General features: G+C 67.1%; 17 protein-coding genes. 9 read left to right on the top strand and 8 right to left on the bottom strand.

The window, feature by feature from the left end:
- Positions 1-9: 9 nt before the first annotated feature.
- The 4 genes from SM757_RS04145 to SM757_RS04130 form a co-directional block, all read right to left on the bottom strand.
- Positions 10-930 carry an ABC transporter permease gene (locus SM757_RS04145; RefSeq protein ID WP_322464444.1) on the bottom strand — a complete coding sequence of 307 codons (921 nt, stop codon included), beginning with the start codon at positions 928-930 and terminating at the stop codon, positions 10-12.
- The gene (locus SM757_RS04140; protein WP_322464443.1) at positions 927-1,937 is read right to left on the bottom strand and encodes an ABC transporter permease; all 1,011 of its coding nucleotides are present in this window, start codon (positions 1,935-1,937) and stop codon (positions 927-929) included. The genes SM757_RS04145 and SM757_RS04140 overlap by 4 nt, the downstream gene beginning before the upstream one ends.
- Positions 1,938-2,036: 99 nt before the next feature.
- A complete protein-coding gene (locus SM757_RS04135) occupies positions 2,037-3,644 on the bottom strand; it encodes an ABC transporter substrate-binding protein (protein ID WP_322464442.1) in 1,608 nt (535 codons plus the stop codon).
- 31 nt (positions 3,645-3,675) lie between these two features.
- Complete coding sequence (locus SM757_RS04130) at positions 3,676-4,830, bottom strand: mandelate racemase family protein (protein ID WP_322464441.1); 1,155 nt, start codon at positions 4,828-4,830, stop codon at positions 3,676-3,678.
- A 165-nt stretch (positions 4,831-4,995) separates the two neighbouring features.
- On the opposite strand from SM757_RS04130, the gene SM757_RS04125 reads away from it, so the two are divergent.
- From SM757_RS04125 to SM757_RS04115, 3 genes are all read left to right on the top strand, one after another.
- Positions 4,996-5,778 (top strand): FadR/GntR family transcriptional regulator, encoded by a 783-nt coding sequence (locus SM757_RS04125; RefSeq protein WP_322464440.1) that lies wholly within the window; start codon positions 4,996-4,998, stop codon positions 5,776-5,778.
- Between the two features lie 226 nt (positions 5,779-6,004).
- Positions 6,005-6,625, top strand: a complete 621-nt coding sequence (locus SM757_RS04120) for a porin (protein WP_322464439.1) — start codon at positions 6,005-6,007, stop codon at positions 6,623-6,625.
- Between the two features lie 35 nt (positions 6,626-6,660).
- Entirely contained in the window at positions 6,661-7,062 is a 402-nt protein-coding gene (locus tag SM757_RS04115) for a porin (protein ID WP_322464438.1), read from the top strand.
- Between the two features lie 86 nt (positions 7,063-7,148).
- On the opposite strand, the gene SM757_RS04110 is transcribed toward SM757_RS04115, so the two are convergent.
- Positions 7,149-7,397 (bottom strand): helix-turn-helix domain-containing protein, encoded by a 249-nt coding sequence (locus SM757_RS04110; RefSeq protein ID WP_322464437.1) that lies wholly within the window; start codon positions 7,395-7,397, stop codon positions 7,149-7,151.
- A complete protein-coding gene (locus tag SM757_RS04105; protein WP_407655736.1) occupies positions 7,394-8,344 on the bottom strand; it encodes a LysR family transcriptional regulator in 951 nt (316 codons plus the stop codon). Before SM757_RS04105 ends, SM757_RS04110 begins: the two co-directional genes overlap by 4 nt.
- A gap of 96 nt (positions 8,345-8,440) precedes the next feature.
- Between SM757_RS04105 and SM757_RS04100 the strand changes: the two genes are divergently transcribed.
- From SM757_RS04100 to SM757_RS04090, 3 genes are all read left to right on the top strand, one after another.
- Entirely contained in the window at positions 8,441-9,196 is a 756-nt protein-coding gene (locus SM757_RS04100; RefSeq protein WP_322464436.1) for an SDR family NAD(P)-dependent oxidoreductase, read from the top strand.
- A gap of 229 nt (positions 9,197-9,425) precedes the next feature.
- Positions 9,426-10,130: a glutathione S-transferase N-terminal domain-containing protein gene (locus tag SM757_RS04095; protein ID WP_322464435.1), complete on the top strand. Its 705-nt coding sequence runs from the start codon at positions 9,426-9,428 to the stop codon at positions 10,128-10,130.
- A 247-nt stretch (positions 10,131-10,377) separates the two neighbouring features.
- A complete protein-coding gene (locus SM757_RS04090; protein WP_322464434.1) occupies positions 10,378-10,755 on the top strand; it encodes a VOC family protein in 378 nt (125 codons plus the stop codon).
- Positions 10,756-10,922: 167 nt separating this feature from the next.
- Here the strand turns inward: SM757_RS04090 and SM757_RS04085 are convergent, their stop codons facing one another.
- Together SM757_RS04085 and SM757_RS04080 are read right to left on the bottom strand one after the other, a co-directional pair.
- Positions 10,923-11,207 carry a hypothetical protein gene (locus tag SM757_RS04085; RefSeq protein WP_322464433.1) on the bottom strand — a complete coding sequence of 95 codons (285 nt, stop codon included), beginning with the start codon at positions 11,205-11,207 and terminating at the stop codon, positions 10,923-10,925.
- A gap of 290 nt (positions 11,208-11,497) precedes the next feature.
- Positions 11,498-12,427: a LysR family transcriptional regulator gene (locus SM757_RS04080; protein ID WP_322464432.1), complete on the bottom strand. Its 930-nt coding sequence runs from the start codon at positions 12,425-12,427 to the stop codon at positions 11,498-11,500.
- A 176-nt stretch (positions 12,428-12,603) separates the two neighbouring features.
- On the opposite strand from SM757_RS04080, the gene SM757_RS04075 reads away from it, so the two are divergent.
- The 3 genes from SM757_RS04075 to SM757_RS04065 all read left to right on the top strand — a co-directional run bounded on the left by SM757_RS04075 (position 12,604) and on the right by SM757_RS04065 (position 16,641).
- A complete protein-coding gene (locus tag SM757_RS04075; RefSeq protein WP_322464431.1) occupies positions 12,604-13,170 on the top strand; it encodes an SDR family NAD(P)-dependent oxidoreductase in 567 nt (188 codons plus the stop codon).
- Positions 13,116-16,064 carry a Tn3 family transposase gene (locus tag SM757_RS04070; RefSeq protein ID WP_029001692.1) on the top strand — a complete coding sequence of 983 codons (2,949 nt, stop codon included), beginning with the start codon at positions 13,116-13,118 and terminating at the stop codon, positions 16,062-16,064. Before SM757_RS04075 ends, SM757_RS04070 begins: the two co-directional genes overlap by 55 nt.
- 178 nt (positions 16,065-16,242) lie before the next feature.
- Positions 16,243-16,641, top strand: coding sequence for a hypothetical protein (locus SM757_RS04065; protein WP_157119220.1), 399 nt, complete (start codon positions 16,243-16,245; stop codon positions 16,639-16,641).
- Positions 16,642-16,726: the final 85 nt, after the last annotated feature.

Raw genomic sequence — 16,726 nt, 5'->3', positions numbered from 1 at the left:
CAGGGCACCTTATTCGCTGCGCGGGTCGAGCACGTCGTACAGGCCGTCGCCCAGCAGGTTGAACGTCAGGCTCACCAGCAGGATCGCGCCACCGGGCGCCGCCACCATCCACCAGCTGTCGAGCATGTAGCGCCGGCCTTCGGAGATCATGGCGCCCCACTCGGGCAGCGGTGCCTGTGCGCCCAGGCCGAGAAAGCCCAGGCCGGCGGCCGTGAGGATGATGCTGGCCATGTTCATGGCCAGCCGCACCACCACCGAGGGCAGGCACAGCGGCACGATGTGCCGCACCAGGATGCGCAGCGCGGATGCGCCTTGCAGCCGGGCCACGACGATGAAGTCGGCGTTGCGCAGCGACAGCGTCTCGGCGCGGGCAAGCCGCGCGATTGGCGGCCAGGCCGTGAGCGCGATGGCCAGCACGGCATGGTCCAGGCCCGGGCCCAGCGCGGCCACGAAAGCCAGCGCCAGCACCAGGCTCGGGAATGAGATGAAGATGTCGGTGATGCGCATGAAGACCGTGTCCACCCAGCCGCCGAAGTAGCCCGACGTTGCGCCCACGGCCAGGCCGATGGGGCCGACCACCACGGTGACGAGCGCCACGATGTAGAGCGTGATGCGGGCGCCGTGGACAAGGCGGCTGAAGATGTCGCGGCCGAACTCGTCGCTGCCGAACCAGTGCGCGGCGCCAGGTGGCTGCAGCGCCGCGGCCAGGTCCTGCGCCAGCGGGTCGTGCGTGGCGATCCAGGGCGCGAACAGCGCCACGCCAAGCAGCACCGCGATGACCACGGCGCCCGCCAGCGTGAGCGGATTGCGCAGCAACCGGCGTCCGCCCTGGGACAGGTCGCGCAGCAGCGCCTGCAGGCTCGAATGCGGTTGCCCGGCATGCGTGCGGCCCGGCTGGATGGAAGAAACGGACGTGTGCATGGAGCTCATTTGCGGGTCCTCGGGTCGAACACCTGGTACAGCAGATCCGACAACAGGTTGAGCGTAATGAAGATGAGGCCCACCACCAGCACCGAGCCCATGACGGCGTTCATGTCGCCCAGCAGCAGGCTGCTGGTGAGGTACTGGCCGAACCCGGGCCAGCCGAACACCGTCTCGATGAGCACGGCGCCTTCAAGCAAGCCGCCATAGGCCAGCGCGATGATCGTGAGCAGCTGGACCAGGATGTTGCGAAAGGCATGGCGCCAGATGACGGTGCGCTCGGGCAAGCCTTTCACGCGTGCCGTGAGGATGTACTCCTGCGACAGTTGCGAAAGCATGAAGCTGCGCGTCATGCGGCTGATGTAGGACATCGAGTGCAGGCCCAGGATGCTGGCCGGCAGCACGATGTGGTGCAGCGCGCTGCCGAACATCTCCCACTCCCCGGCCAGCAGCGTGTCCACCAGCAGCAGCCCCGTCACGGGCTCCAGCAGGCCGTCGAAGGCCAGGCCCACCCGGCCGATGCCGCCGGCCCAGCCCAGCCACGCATAGAACACCAGCAGGCCCATCATGCCGAACCAGAAGATAGGCGTGGAGTGGCCGAGCAGGCTTAGCAGGCGCACCGCGTGGTCGCCCAGGCGGCCCCGGTGCGTGGCGGCGAAGACGCCCAGCGGCACGCCCAGCAGCGCACCGACCACGATGGCCAGCGTGGCCAGCTCGATAGTGGCCGGCAGCACCCGCGCCAGGTCGTCGCGCACGGCATGGCCCGTCAGCAGGGCATTGCCCAGATCGCCATGCAGCAGGTCGCGCAGGTAGTAGCCGAACTGCACGACCAGCGGGCGGTCCAGTCCGAGCTGGCGGTAGACCTGGTCGTAGGTGGAGCGGTCGGCATCCGGGCCGACGATGGACAGCACGGGATCGAGCGGCATGACCCGGCCGATGATGAAAGTCAGCAGCAACAGGCCCAGCAGCGTCAGCAGTACGCTGCCCAGGCGCTGCGACAGGGATCGCATGCGCATGAAGCGCAAGCCTGGCGGAATGGGAATGGCAGACACGGTGTTCTCCGTCACGGGGAGGTGGATGGGCGCTGGCGCGGCAGGCAGCAAGGCCACGCGCGTTCAACGCTGCTTGTAGACCTCGCGCAGCCGCGTTGTGGCCGACGGATGGCCGACGAAATTGCGCACGCTCTTGTGCAGCACCACGGTGTCGACCATCTGCGACACGGGCTGCATGGCGGGCACGACAGTGTCGAACACTCGCTGCACCTCCTGATAGGTCTGGGTCTGCTGGCGCTCGTCACGCTGCAGCAGCGCCTTCTCTATGAGCTCGTTGAGCCGCGGGTCACTGAACGAGGTGCGCCAGCCCTGGAAGTTCGAGAGCTTGGCCTGGTCGCGGTTGTCCGGGTTGTAGGCCAGCGCGCGCAGGCTGGAATGCGGATGCGGCTCGGCGCCCCCGCCGCCGCGTCCGACGATGATCTCGAAGTTGCGCTCGCGCATGGCGCCGTACACCTGGTTGCCGGTGCCGGGCAGGATGCTGGCCTCGATGCCGGCCTTGGCCAGCGTGGCCTGCAAGCTGGTGGCAATGTTGGTGAACGGGGACTCGGCCACGACGCGGATGGTGGTCTTGAATCCGTTGGCATGGCCCGCCTCGGCCAGCAGCCGGCGCGCCGCCTCGGCGTCGAGCTTGTACCCCGGCTCGGGCAGCGTGGCCGCCAGCCCCAGCGGCACCGGGCGCTGGTGGTAGACCCCATAGTGCGGCATCACCACCGCGTTGATGCCGTCGAAGTCGATGAGGTGGCGCAGCACGGCCTGGCGCACGCGCACGTCCGCGAACTTCGGGTCCTTGGCGCTCACGGCCACGTAGTACAGCGTGCCGCGCTTGACCGCGTGCACCTCGGCGTCGGGCGTGCGCTTCATGGCCTCGATGTCCGGGACCGACATGCCCGTGGCGATGTCGAGGTCGCCGCGGCCGAGCATCAGCCGCAGCGACTGCGACTCGGTCATGTGGCGCAGCACCACCCGGCGCAGCTTCGCCGGCTCGCGCCAGTAGCCGTCGAAGCGGCTCATCAGCAGCAGCTCCTTGGCACGCCACTGGTCCAGCCTGAAGGGGCCGGAGCCGGCGGCGTGGGTGGTCAGCCAAGCCGCGCCCATGTCGCCATTCTTCTCGTGCTGCAGCACCGTCTTGCGGTCGAGCACCACCGCGCTGACCGAGGTGCCGAGCGTGTAGAGCACGAGATGGGGATCGGTGGGTGCGGGCAGCTCGATCACCAGGGTGTCGTCATCGACGGCCCGGATGGCCTGCTCCACGTTTTTTGCTGTGAAGCCGTAGCTCTTCCACGGCGTGGCCAGCGCCAGGTTGAGCTTGAGCACGCGCTGCAGCGACCAGGCGGCATCGTGCGCCGACACGGCATGGCCGGAATGAAAGCGTGCGCCGCGGCGCAGCTTGAAGGTGATGCTGCGGCCGTCCTCTGCGATGGCCCAGCTCTGGGCCAGTCCGGGCAGCACGCGGGAGGTATCCAGCGGGTCGAGCTCGACCAGGTAGTCGTAGACGTTGCAGGCAATCTCGACCACGTCGTTGCCGGTGGCGGCGGCGGGGTCCAGGGACAGCAGGTTGTTCATGCTGACGCCGATGACGAGCTGGTCGGCGGGCGTCCTGGCGGGGGCGGCCGTGGCCATCAGCAGCGAGGCGGCCAGCAGGCACGCGCGCAGGGCAAGGCGAGACTTCATGGGCAGGCTGGGATGGGCGTACAACCGCCGCTCAGTAAGTGGCCACGGCATGGGCCGCGATGTACTCGAAGTTGATGTCGTCGCCCAGTCCGGGCTGTTGCGACAGGTGCACGAACCCTTCGCCGTCCATCGGGTCCGACAGGCTGTTGAGATAGGCCGGCACCTCGTCGTAGTCGAGGAACGGGTGCAGCAGGCCGCGCTCGTACCAGCGGCAGTTCTTGACCGCGGCGCAGACGGCCAGGTTGGCCGCACCGTTGCCATGGATCTCGCAATTCATGCCAAAGGACTCCGCCAGGTGAGCGACCTTGAGGGTTGGCGTGATGCCGCCCACGCCGGGCACGCCGGCACGCAGCACGTCGCACGCGCCGGCCTTCACCCAGTCGGCGCGGCTGTGATGCTTGCCCGACAAGCTTTCGGGACCCACGATGGGGATGTCGAGCTGGCCGGCGAGCCAGGCGTACGAGTCCATGCTCTGCTCGTTCATCATTTCCTCGAACCAGGCGAAGTTGAGCTTCTCCAGGGCGCGGCCGATGCGCACGGCGTCGGTACGGCTGTAGTTGTGGTAGCCGTCCAGCATCAGTTCGATGTCGGGTCCGACGGCCTCGCGAACCGCGGCGCAGGCCTTGATGTCCATGCCGGGATCGGGCGCGAAGCGCACCGGCGGCATCCAGGTGTGCAGCTTGATCGCCCTGTAGCCCCGCGCCACCAGCTTCTCGGCGAATGCGGCGTACTCCTGTGGCGTGGACAGGCCGCCGGCCAGCTCGTCGCCGCACATGGTGCTGCCGTAGGCAGGCACCTTGTCACGGTAGCCCCCCAGCAGCTTGTACACCGGCAGGCCCAGCGCCCGGCCTGCCAGGTCCCACAGCGCCTGCTCGATGGCGGCCAGCGCCCGGTCGGTGAACTGGCCGGCGCTGCCGCGCTGCCAGTGCTCCAACGCCATCCAGATCTTCTCGCGCTGGAACGCGTCCTCCCCGATGAGCACCTTGCGGGCGTAGGACTTCAGCACGTACGGCCGGATGACCTGAGGCGGCGCGAAGGCATGGCCCTGGTGCCCGTCGTCGGTGGTGATCGTGATCATCGCCATGCGGGCCAAACCCTCCGGCCCGGGATGGGAATGCCCGGCGCTGTCCACGCTGCGCCGGCTCGGATAGGTGAACTCTGTACCGCAAACGCTCTCGATCTTCATGGTGTCGTTGCCCTTGTCAGTCGTCTGATGTGTTCATCCTATCCCGAGAAGTCTGACGACTTGACTAGGGTTTTACCCAAGTTTTGGACGCGGCCAACGTCAGTCGTCCGGTGTGCTGTAGGGGGCGGCCGGTATAGTCAGCCGCCCGCACACCAGACCAACGACATGAACGCCCTGCCCTCGCCTGACCAGCCCACGCGCACCAAGAGCCAGCCGCAGCGCGTCGTGGACGGCGTAACGGCGCGCATACGCAGCGGCGAGCTCGGCCCCGGGGACCGGGTGCCGCCCGAGCCCGAGCTGATGCGCGAATTCGGCGTGAGCCGCTCGGTGGTTCGTGAAGCGATGTCCCGGCTACAGGCTAGTGGCCTGGTCGAAACCCGCCAGGGTGCCGGAACCTTCGTACTGGCGCAGTCAGCGGCCGAACCGCTTCTGAGCATCGCCACCCGCGGCGTGGAAGTGCGACGCGTGCTTGCGATGCTCGAACTGCGCATCAGCATCGAGTCCGACGCGGCCAGCCTGGCCGCACAGCGCCGCGGCGATGCGCACCTCGCCGCCATGCGGCAAGCCCTGGACAGCTTCGACGCGCACAGGCGCACGGGCCAGAGCACGATAGAGGACGACTTCCGCTTCCATGCGCAGGTGGCCGCCGCCACGGGCAACGAGTATTTCGAAGAGGTGCTGCGCAGCCTGGGCAGCCTCACCATCCGCCGCGGCGCAACCAAGCCGGATGCGGCCGCAAAAGCCCCGCAAGCGGATCAGGCCGAGGTACAGCCCCGCTTTGGCGAGGCCCAGCCGTCGCTGGAGTACAACAAGGAAATCACCCAGCGCGAGCATGAGGCCATCTACGAGGCCATACGGCGCGGCGACGCGGCCACCGCACGGGCCGCGATGTTCATGCACCTGAGCAACAGCCGCGAACGCTTGCGCAGCACCCTGCCGGACTGCTGAACGCTTCGCCCGGCGGAACCGCTGCCGGCACGGCGGGCAGCGCCATGCCAGTGGTGTCCCCCACTTTTGCGCAGCCTTCCGGCACGGCATGCGCAGCAGGCGGTTTCAAGAATGACCGCGGCAGCTAGGGTTTTCACTCGTCAGATGACTTTCAGTCCGGGACTACATTGCGCTAACTCGTCTGACGACAGACGACGTATGTAAAACCATCCCGTCGAGACTGGTCATGAAACCATCACTGCTATTCGCGGCTTTCCTGTGCACGGCCGCTTGCACGGCTTCCGCGCAAACCGGTGTCAACATCTTCGGTATCGCGGACGCGTGGGTCGGCCAGACCCGCCACAAGGCCGGGGCTGCGTCCACGGACCGCGTGAGCGTGTTGGAAAGCGGCGGCGCACAGGCCAGCCGCTGGGGCCTGCGCGGCAGCGAGGACCTGGGTGGCGGGCTCAGTGCGCGCTTCGTCCTGGAGCAGGGCATCAGCCTCGATAGCGGCACCGTCACCAATGTGTCGGCCTCCAATGTCGGCTTCAACCGCAACGCCTACGTGGCCCTGGCCAAGAGCGGCCTGGGCGAGGTGCGCCTTGGGCGCATGCTCACCGCCTACGACGCACTGCGCGGCTCCAACAACCAGCTCTACGATTCGTCTGGCTTCGCTTCCACCGGCCAGGTATGGGGCGCGGGCGCGGCAGCCGGCAACGGCCAGGCGGAGGTCAAGGGCAGCGATTACCTCGCCCGCGGCAACAACACGGTCCTGCTGCGGACCGCGCCGATGGGCCCCTTCATCGCATCGGTCAGCGCCAGTGCCGGCAAGGGGCCACGACAGAAACCGCGTCGCCGCGGCTGCTAACTGGCCACGTCGAGTACGCGGCGAACGCGCTGCGCGTGGGCTACGCGTTCCAGAACGAGCGCTACACCACGGGCACCAACAAGTTCGACATGCTTGCCGCCGCCTACGAGTTCCCGCGCTTGCGGGTGGTTGCCAACTACCAGCACCAGGACGACGGGCGCGTCGCGACCGGCCAAAAGTCGCGTGAATACCAGATCGGCGTGAATGCGCCATTCGGCGCGGCAACGGTGGCCCTGGGCTATGCCAAGGCGGTCACGCGCAATGGCGCCGGACGCGAGATCGTCGATGCCAGCGGCATGAGCGCCATGGCGACCTACGACCTGACCAAGCGCACGCGCCTGTACATGGCCTTGCGCAAACTGTCAGTGGACCGCGCCGACGGCTCCCAGGCTTTTGAGCAAACGCGCTACGGCGTCGGCATGACCCATTCGTTTTGAGCGGGCAGGACGCACGTCCATGACGTGAACAAGCCTCGCGGGGTCGCGCCACGCGCCGCAATGTGCGGCATTTGTCCAGCAAGGTCTCACGCAGCGGCCAGCCGACGCTGGGCCATGGTGCGGAACTCGGTGGGCCGGTGCCCGGTGTGCTTCTTGAAGAAGCGGCCGAAATAGGCCTCGTCCTCGAAGCCCAGCACCGCGGCAATCTGCTTGATGCTTAGCAGCGAATAGGCCAGCTCGCGCTGTGCCTCGTGGACAACGCGGGTATTAACCACCTCCAGCGCCGAGATGCCCAGCACGTCGCGGCAGAGGCGGCTGAGCTGGCCGACGCTCACGCCCAGCGCGCGGGCTTAGCTGCTGCGTCAGGCGCTAGGTACGGCGCCATGATCTCCTGCAGCCAGTCCATGAACGCCTGCACGCGGCGTGGCAGGCGCCGGTGTGCGTAGAGCAGCGACACGGGCATGGGCGCGGGCCGCAAGCCTGGCAGCACCTCGACAAGTTCCCCGCGCTCGATCCAGGGCCGCATGGCAGGCTCCGGCGCCTGGATGATCCCTAGGCCTGCCAGGCAGCCGTGCAGGTAGGCCTCGGAGTTGTTGACGGTGAGCGCACCGGCCATGGGCACGAGACGGGTCTGCCCGCTCTCGTCGAAATATTCGAAGCCGGGTGAGCGGGCGCCCAGGCCGGGCAGGTAATGGATGAGCCGCTGTGTCGCCAGGTCCTGCAGCGACTGCGGTAGCCCAAAGGCGCGAACGTAGTCCGGGCTGGCGCAGTTGATCAGCGGCAGCCGCCCCAGTGGCCGTGCCATCAGGCTGGAGTCGCCCAGCGGCCCCACGCGCAGCACGCAGTCGAAGCCCTCGCCCACCAGGTCCACGCGCCGGTCGGTGCTGCTGAGCTCGACCTGCAGCGCGGGATGCGCCTGCAGGAACTGAGGCAGCCGCGGCAGCACCAGGTTGCGCGCCATGCCGATGGGCATGTCCACGCGCAGCCGCCCCTGCAGCGCCGCCGGTGTGTCCTGGAACATCTGGCGCAGCTCCTCGGCATCGGCCAGCAGCTCGCGGGCACGCTGTGCGAAGGTCTCGCCATCTGGCGTGAGCTGCACGTGCCGGGTGGTGCGGTGCAGCAGCCGGACGCCCAGCAGCTTCTCCAGCCGCTGCACGGCCGCCGACACGCTGGTGCGCGGCAGCCCCATCACCTCGGCCGCCTTGGTGAAGCTCGCCGTTTCCGCCACACGCATGAAGACATGCACCACGTCCAGCGGCAGCGGCACTGGATTGTTCGTCATGGATGGACAGTCTAGTCAGGCAGCGCCCGTTTATCCGCGCCAGCCGGACAAATAAGCTCCGCTGCATCTTCTCCCCCGCCCTGCAAGGAGCACAACATGGCGAACAAGGTTGCACTCATCACCGGCGGCAGCCGGGGCCTCGGCCGCAGCGCCGCCGAACACCTGGCCTCGCGCGGCATCGATGTCCTCGTCACGTACCGCAGCCGGCGTGACGAAGGCGACGCCGCCGTGGCCGCCATCGAGGCCGCCGGCGCGCGCGGCGCGGCGCTGCAGTTGGACGTGGGCGACAGCGCCACCTTCCCAGCCTTCGCGCGGGCCGTGCGTGAGCAGCTCGCGCGCTGGGACGTGCAGCAGTTGGACTTCCTGGTGAACAACGCCGGTATCGGCATTCACGCGCCGTTTGCACAGACCACCGAGGCGCAGTTCGACGAGCTGGTACGCATTCACCTCAAGGGGCCCTTCTTTCTGACCCAGGCGTTGCTGCCGCTGCTGGCCGACAGCGGGCGCATCCTCAACGTCTCCAGCGGCCTGGCGCGCTTCACGGTGCCCGGCTATGCCGCCTACGCGGCGATGAAGGGCGCTGTCGAGGTGCTCACGCGCTACCAGGCCAAGGAACTGGGCGCGAGGGGCATCCGCGTCAACACGCTGGCGCCGGGCGCCATCGAGACCGACTTTGGCGGCGGCGTGGTGCGCGACAACTCGGCCATGAACCAGCAGCTCGCGGCGCAGACGGCGCTGGGCCGCGTGGGGCTGCCCGCCGACATCGGCGCCGCGGTGGCGGCGCTGCTCTCCAACGAAACAGGCTGGATCAACGGGCAGCGGGTGGAGGCGTCGGGGGGCATGTTCTTGTAAAGGCCGCCCTCGCCTGGCTTGGCGGCGGTGCGAAGCGCTCGCTGGCTGCACGGCCTCAGGGGCGTTTCACGGTGCCCACCGGCGCCGATGAGGGCGCGGTTCGTGCTGCGTGCCGGGCGTGGGTCGAAGCCCAGGGCGCCGGCCCTGCCGGACAGCCCTGGCAATGCTGGTCAAGTCACCTTCGTGCGACAGTGCCGCGGTGTTGTCCACGCTCAAACGCCTGCACGCCATGACCGACCTGTCTAGCTTTCCCATCGCGCGGCAGCGCCCGCCGATGTTTCCTGATCGCATCCAGCTCTATTCGCTGCCCACGCCCAACGGCGTGAAGGTCTCGATCATGCTGGAGGAAACGGGCCTGCCCTACGAGCCGCACCTGGTCAGCTTCGACAGGCAGGAGCAGCTCTCGCCCGAGTTCCTGGCGCTCAACCCGAACAACAAGATCCCCGCCATCATTGACCCTCACGGGCCCAACGGGGAGCCGCTGGCACTGTTTGAATCTGGCGCCATCCTGCTCTACCTTGCGGACAAGGCCGGCATGTTCCTGCCTGCGGACCCCGCCGTCCGCTACGAGGCGATCCAGTGGCTGATGTTCCAGATGAGTGCCATCGGCCCGATGTTTGGCCAGGTGGGCTTCTTTCACAAGTTTGCCGGGAAGGACTTCGAGGACAAACGCCCACGTGACCGCTACGTTGCCGAGGCCAGGCGGCTGCTGGCCGTGCTCGACCAGCGCCTGAGCGGCCGGCAGTGGATCATGGGCGACGAGTACTCGGTGGTGGACATCGCAACTTTCCCCTGGGTGCGCAACCTCATTGGCTTCTACGGCGCAGGCGAGCTCGTCGAGATAGATCGCTTCCCGCAAGTCACGCGCGCCCTGCAGGCCTTCGTCTCTCGGCCTGCGGTGGTCAGGGGACTCGACATTCCCCAGCGGCAGTGAATTGCGGTTGTCGGCAGCAGCTGCCCAGTGCTCGCCCACTACGGGCCCGAGACTTGCCCGCAATGCTGCGCTGCTTGTCGACACGCTCGGCCATGCAGCAACACCAGCGCGGCGGCAGGGCTGTTTTCTCAGTTTGCCGGGTACCGGCCGAAGTGCTTCGCAATGCACGGCTGTCGCGGGAATGCCCGCTGGACAAGCGGCGGGGCCGGCCGCCTGCGCGTATGCCGATCATTGGAGACTGAAGACCATGCTGCAGCACAACCCGATCTACGTGTACTTTCCAGCCAGCGACATGGGGCGCGCACGCCAGTTCTACGAAGGCAAGCTGGGGCTCGTGCCGCAGCAGGAAATCAACGGTGGTGTTGTCTACGCCTTCGGTGGGGGCACCGCCGCGTTCCTGTACCCGACCCAGAATGCCGGAACATCGAAGGCCAGCCAGGCGTTCTGGGCCGTGGCCGCCGTGGACCAGGAGATCGAGGAACTGAAGCGACGCGGCGTCGTTTTCGAAGACTACGACATGCCAGGCGAGAAGAACCCTTCAGGCGCGATCTCGGCGGGAGGCGCCAAGGCGGCATGGTTCAAGGACAGCGAGGGCAACATCCTTGCGTTGATCCAGAGTCTTTGAGCCGCCGCAAGGCCAGCCTCCTGGCAAGCCATTGGCCAGCTCGCATGGAAGGCATGGGGCTTGCGCTTGAAACGCATCCACGTTCGGGCTGGCTCGCGCGGGGCGGCTGCTGAGCCGGTGCGCCGCGCCGCGCCCCAGGCAGTGGAAAACGGGTTGAGCGCGCCCGGTCAGTTGCGGCATGCACCGGGCCAGCAACGCCAGGCCGACATGAGTGCAGCCAGGGCATCCCGGTAGAGGCACAGCCGCCAGCCGCGGCGCATGTAGCGCTGCGTCCGACCGTGAAAGGCGGGAACGGGCTGCACGCCGAGCAGGTAGCCGCGCACATCCTCATTGACCGTGACCGAGGCCACGACGTGGCCCCTGCCGTCCACGGCGTGAATGAGCGTGCCGCGCCAGCCGTCCTCGGCGAACCAGTGCGCCGGCAGCGCCACGGGAAGCTTGGAGGTCACCATGAGCGGCAACGGTACAGCGCTGGCCTCGGCAGCCGCCGCGCAGGGTTTTCACGGCCGTGGAAACCGCAACGGCGCGGCTCACGGCCTCGCCTAGGGAAGTCGGCCACATTGGACGTTGCGATCGAATCTACGATGCATGGAACGGGGTTTGACCGCGCTGTCACGGCACCTGCTGGACTTTTGGGCGTTCTAGTGGCGAGGCAGCGCTCGGATGCTTGTTGCGAGCCGCCAAGCGCCAATAAGGGCTCCGTGGGCGAGAGGGGCTTGCCCCTTGCTTGTCGCGCTAGCGCCTATCGGTCGGCCAGGAGGAACTCCGCGATGCGTTTCTCCTTGAACTGCGAAGTGACGTAGTCGATGAACACTCGCGTCTTCGCCGGCAGGTGCTTCTTCTGCCCTGAGTAGTACATCGAGATTGGGCCATCATCCCAGTACCAGTTCGGCAGCACGCGCTTGATGGCACCCGTCTTGAGCAAAGGCGCCGCGTGCGGCATGGCCATCAACGTGACGCCGAGACCCATCGCGACGGCTCGCGCTACAGCCTCGGGGTCATTGAACGCAATGCGAGGTGTAGTCTCGAACTTCACCTGCCTGCCTGGCTTGTTCCTCAGGTACCGGCTGCGAATCCTCCCCAGCTGAATGGAGCGCATGCCAATCCAATCCCAGTACTCAAGCTCAGACGGGTCCCTCGGTTCAGCCTTTCCTTTGAGATACGCCGGGGATGCAACCGCCACCACATGGATTCGAGCGAGCTCGCGCGCCACCACGCCAGGCGAGAGCTCAAAGCCTCCACCAATGGCCACGTCAAAACCTTCAGAAATCAGGTCGACGCGCCTGTTCTCCAAATGCCAATCTGACAGGACTTTTGGGTACTGCTTCAAGAAGCCTGGCAAAAGAGGCAGCACGTAGTCCGAACCAAATCCGGGCGGCATGGTTACGCGCAGCGTCCCGCTGGGCTCATCGGATGCGCGGCCCACCTCCGTGATGGCCGTCTGAATGCTCTCAAGCCCTCCGGAGATGCCTTCCAAAAATCGCTCACCGGCCTCCGTCAGCGAAAGCTTCCGGGTGCTCCGCTGGAACAAGCGGACACCGAGGTTGGACTCCAGCTTCGCCACGTTCCGGCTAACTCCAGCAGGGGTCAGACCGAGCCGCCTAGCCGCGCCAGAGAAGCTCTGAGCCTCCGCACTCCGGACAAACGACTCCAAGTTCGCCAAGGTTTCCATGCGCCCTCTCAATGCACAAGCCACTGCAAACACACAGGCCCTTGCGACCTTCTCAGGATACCTTGCTTCAAGCATCGCTTGAAGCAGATTCAAGACCGAAACGGCTACAAGCATCGAGCCCAAATCTTCATAGTTCAGTCATCCCGCAACGCAACGCTCACGTGAAAGGAACCTTCATGAGCAACGTGAACAACAACCTCCCTCTGGCCGGTCAGGTCGCCCTCGTCACTGGTGGCTCGCGCGGCATCGGTGCCGCCATCGTGCGCCGCCTTGCACACGACGGCGCGGATGTCGTCTTCAGCTACTCGAACTCTCCGGACCGCGCAGACCAGGTGGCCAACGACGTGAAGGCTCTCGGCCGCCGTGCCCTGGCCGTGCAAGCCGACCAAGCCAAGACCGCCGACGTCGAACGCCTCGTCAGGACCGCCCATGAGGCTTTCGGTCGCCTGGATATTCTGGTGAACTCGGCGGGCGTGTTCATCACGGGGTGGACGGACTCCTTGTGCAAAAAGGTGCGCTTGTGGTTACGTCCAGTTGCTTTCGAGCTATTTAGGGTTATTACTTATTTCTCGGCTCAGACTGAGTTGGCCCCGAAACACCAGCCATGGTCTGAACCAGCTGATGACCGATGGCGGCCCCCACTTTCACCCAGTAGAGTCGGCACCCCACTTCCTGCGCCGAGGCAGCGATGTCCGCATTTGCCGATCGCTTCGTTGGATGCGACTGCCTGCCGGGGCGGCTGAGCGATTTCGACCGGGAGCATTTCTTCTCGCTCACCAAGGCCGACGTCGAGGCTGTGAAGGAGCAGTTCCGGGAGGGGCACCAGCTGGCCGCGGCGTTGATGGTGCTGTTCATGCGTGTGGCCGGTCGTCCGTTGGATGGCTTCACCGTCCTGCCGCGCAACCTGCTGCGCTACGCGGCCGGCGCCCTCGGCGTGGCGGCCCCGTCCATCGCCAGCCTGCGATCCACCTATCGGCGCAAGCAGACCCTTTTCGCTCACCAGCGTTGGGCCAAGGAATACCTCGGCCTCACCGCGCTCGAACCCGCGCAGGAGCAAAACCTCGTGTCGGCGCTGGAGGTACAGGCGCAGGATGCCGCGCACACCGACGATCTGGTGCAGGCGGCCAGGCACTGGCTGTTCACCCGCCGCATCCTGATTCCGTCGAGCCGCCGGCTGCTGGACTGGGCGCGCGATGCCTTCGCAAAAATCGAGACGCAGATCGTGATCTGCGTGGCCGATGCCGTGGGCCGCGCGAAGGCTGCGAAGCTGCTGCTGGCTGTCCACGCTCCGCGGCCCGGCACGGACGTGAGCCGCATCGAATGGCTCAAGACGCCGCCCAGGCGCCACAGTCCCACCACGCTGGCCGAGACGATGGAGAAGGTGCGCTACCTCAAGGGCCTTGGCGTGCACGAATGGGATCTCTCCGGCGTTGTGCTGGCACGGCAACAGGCCTACGCGCGACAGATCCAGGCCCGCCGGCCCTACCGGTCCCGCGACATCAAGCTCGCCGCGCAGCTCGTCGAGGTGGTGTGCTTTCTGCGGGTGACGCTGCTGGAGCTCACCGACGCGGCGCTGCATTTGGCCAGCCGGCGCGCACAGCAGCTTGTGCGCTCGGCGGCCGAGCGTGCCCGCACCCGGCACGCCCAGGAAAGTGCGAGCCAACTGCGGCAGGCCGCCCTGGCCAAGGCGGTGCTGCACGACGGCGCCAAGTCCTGGGAGGAACGCGTGCTGCAGGCGCAGGAGCTGCTGGCTGCGGTCGGCGATGCCGTGCCGGTCAGCTTCGCATCGCGGGTACGCAAGGCTTTGGCCGAGGACTCGACCCGTGTCCATGCCTGTCTCGACGTGCTCTCAAGCCTGGAGTTCCAGGGAGGGTCCAAGGACGCCGGGTTCACACAATGGCAGGCGTGGACAGCGCTGCGTGCCCGTCCTGGCCACAAGGACGGCGGGCGCGACGAGCTGCCGGACGTTGGAGCGGCATGGAGAAGCCTGGTTCACCAGCGGGACCGCAAGGCCGGCTGGCGGGCCTTCGAAGCCAGCACGATGCTGGCACTGCGGCGCAGCCTGCGGCGCGGCTCGGTATGGATCGACCATTCCTTGAGCTTCCAGAGCCGCGAGCAGTTGCTTATCCCGCCACAGCAGTGGGCACTGCAGCAGCGCGAGCATGTGGAGCTGCTGGGCGTGCCGGAATCGTTCGACGCGCTGCTGATGCCGCTGGTGGCCGCCATCCACGCGGGCATGCAGGCCGTGGTGGAAGCTCTGCGCGTGGGCAAGGTGGAGATCGGCACGGATCGCATGCTGCATCTGCCAGCCCTTCTGGCGCTGCCCGACGACGGCGAGCCGGTGCGTACCCGTGAGGCCATCTACCAGCGCATCGGTGACGTCCAGCTGCCTGAGCTGCTTCTTGAGGTGGACGCCGCCACCAACTTCAGCGACGCGCTGCTCGGACACCGGGCAACCTCCTCGCAAGAGCTCCTTGCGGTGTACGGTGCGCTGCTGGCGCACGGCACGGACCTCGATGCCCGAGGCGTGGCGCACATGATTCCCGAGCTGGACGCCGCACAGATCCTGGTGGCCATGCGCGCCATCGAGGGCAGCGGCCGGCTGCGTCGCGCCAACGAACGCGTGGCCGAATTCCAGAGCCGCATCCCACTGGCGGCACTCTGGGGCGAAGGCGACAAGGCGTCGAGCGACATGCTCGCGCTCGATGCGTCACGGCACCTGTGGAATGCGCGCGTCGATCCACGCCGGCGCACCTACGCCGCGGGCATCTACACCCACCTGCGCGACCGCTGGGGCATCGTCTATGACCAGCCCATCGTGCTGGGCGAGCGCCAGGCAGGTGCGGCCATCGAGGGCGTCGAGCAGCACAACCGCGTCGAAGACCGCATCAGGCTGTCATTGGTTGCTTGCGATACCCACGGCTGGACGGACGCCGCCATGGGCATCGCGAAGGTTTTGGGGTTCGACCTGTGTCCGCGCCTGCGCGACCTGGCCGAGCGCAAGCTTTTCCTGCCCAGGCCGTTTCTCATTCCCGACGAATTGGACGCCGTGACGGAACGACGCGTTTCGCTCAAGGCCATCGAGCGCGGCTGGCCGGAGCTGCTGCGCCTGGGCGCGTCCATTCGCAGTGGCCGGGTGTCGGCCGCGCAGGTGATGCAGCGCTTCGGCTCGGCGGCTCGTGGCGATCCCGTGCACCGGGCTGCCGAGCATCTGGGTCGGCTGCTTCGCACGGTGTTCTTGTGTGACTATTTGGCCGTGGCGGACTTCCGGCGCGAGATCCACACGCTGCTCTCGCGCGGTGAATCTGTGCACCAGTTGCAGCGCGCGGTTTACAGCGGCCGGATCGCGCCAGAGCGAGGCCGGCGACCTGACGAACTGCGGGCGATCTCGGGTGCGCACACGCTGCTGACGAATGTGGTCCTCGCCTTCAATACCCATCGCATGAACGACGTGGTCCTCGCGCTGCGCAACAGTGGCATGCGCATCGAGGACGACTGGCTGCGGCGCATCGGGCCAGCGCATTTCGGGCACATCAACTTCCGCGGCACGATGCGTTTTGGCGTCGAACGGTACGTCGAGTCCTTGATCCAGGCACGAGGTGAGCGGTCGCCCAGTCTTCGAACAGGCCATGCCTGAGAAGCCAGCCGTGGATGGACCGGTCTGCGCTCAAGAATGGCGGCGGGCATTTGCAGTTTGTAAGCGCCTTTTTCGCACACTGGGCCCCTTGACCTTGTCACAGGGGGAAGGTTCACACTTGCTGCCATATGGAAACTACAGCCCTGTGCGCTTGACATGGGGCAACTAAACTACCGTCATGTGGCGTGTTTTCCGGATCGCGATGATGTGGCTGCTGGCCGTCGCGCTGCCCTTGCAGGGCAGCGTCGCGGCCTCGCTGCGCGTGTGCGGTTCGGGCCATGACCGCATGGCCGTGGCCGCCGCCGTCATCGCGGAACACGACCACGCGGCGCACCACCACGACGCCGTCGAGGCGCTTGCCCACGACGACGCAGCCGCCACGCAGGATCTGCACAAGAGCGCGCAGCACAAGTGCAGCGCCTGCGCAGCCTGCTGCGTCACGGCGGCGCTGCCCGCAGCCACGCTGCGTTTCGAGGCGGCTGTAGATGCCATGGCGCCGCCGACGCCACTGTTTCTCAGCGCCGTGGCGTTCTTGACGGACGGCCCGGACCGTCCACCCCGCCTCCTGTTCGCCTGACGCGCCCTTGGCGCGGGTCGTGGCTCGCCTGGCCGTCGTCTGACGGCGCAGCGGCTGCGCATCCGCCGCCACTCACGTCCTTGCC

The sequence above is a fragment of the Azohydromonas lata genome (genome assembly GCF_034427735.1).
In the GTDB taxonomy this organism is placed as follows: Bacteria; Pseudomonadota; Gammaproteobacteria; order Burkholderiales; family Burkholderiaceae_C; genus Azohydromonas; species Azohydromonas lata.
This window is presented reverse-complemented; position numbering and strand designations above follow the sequence as displayed.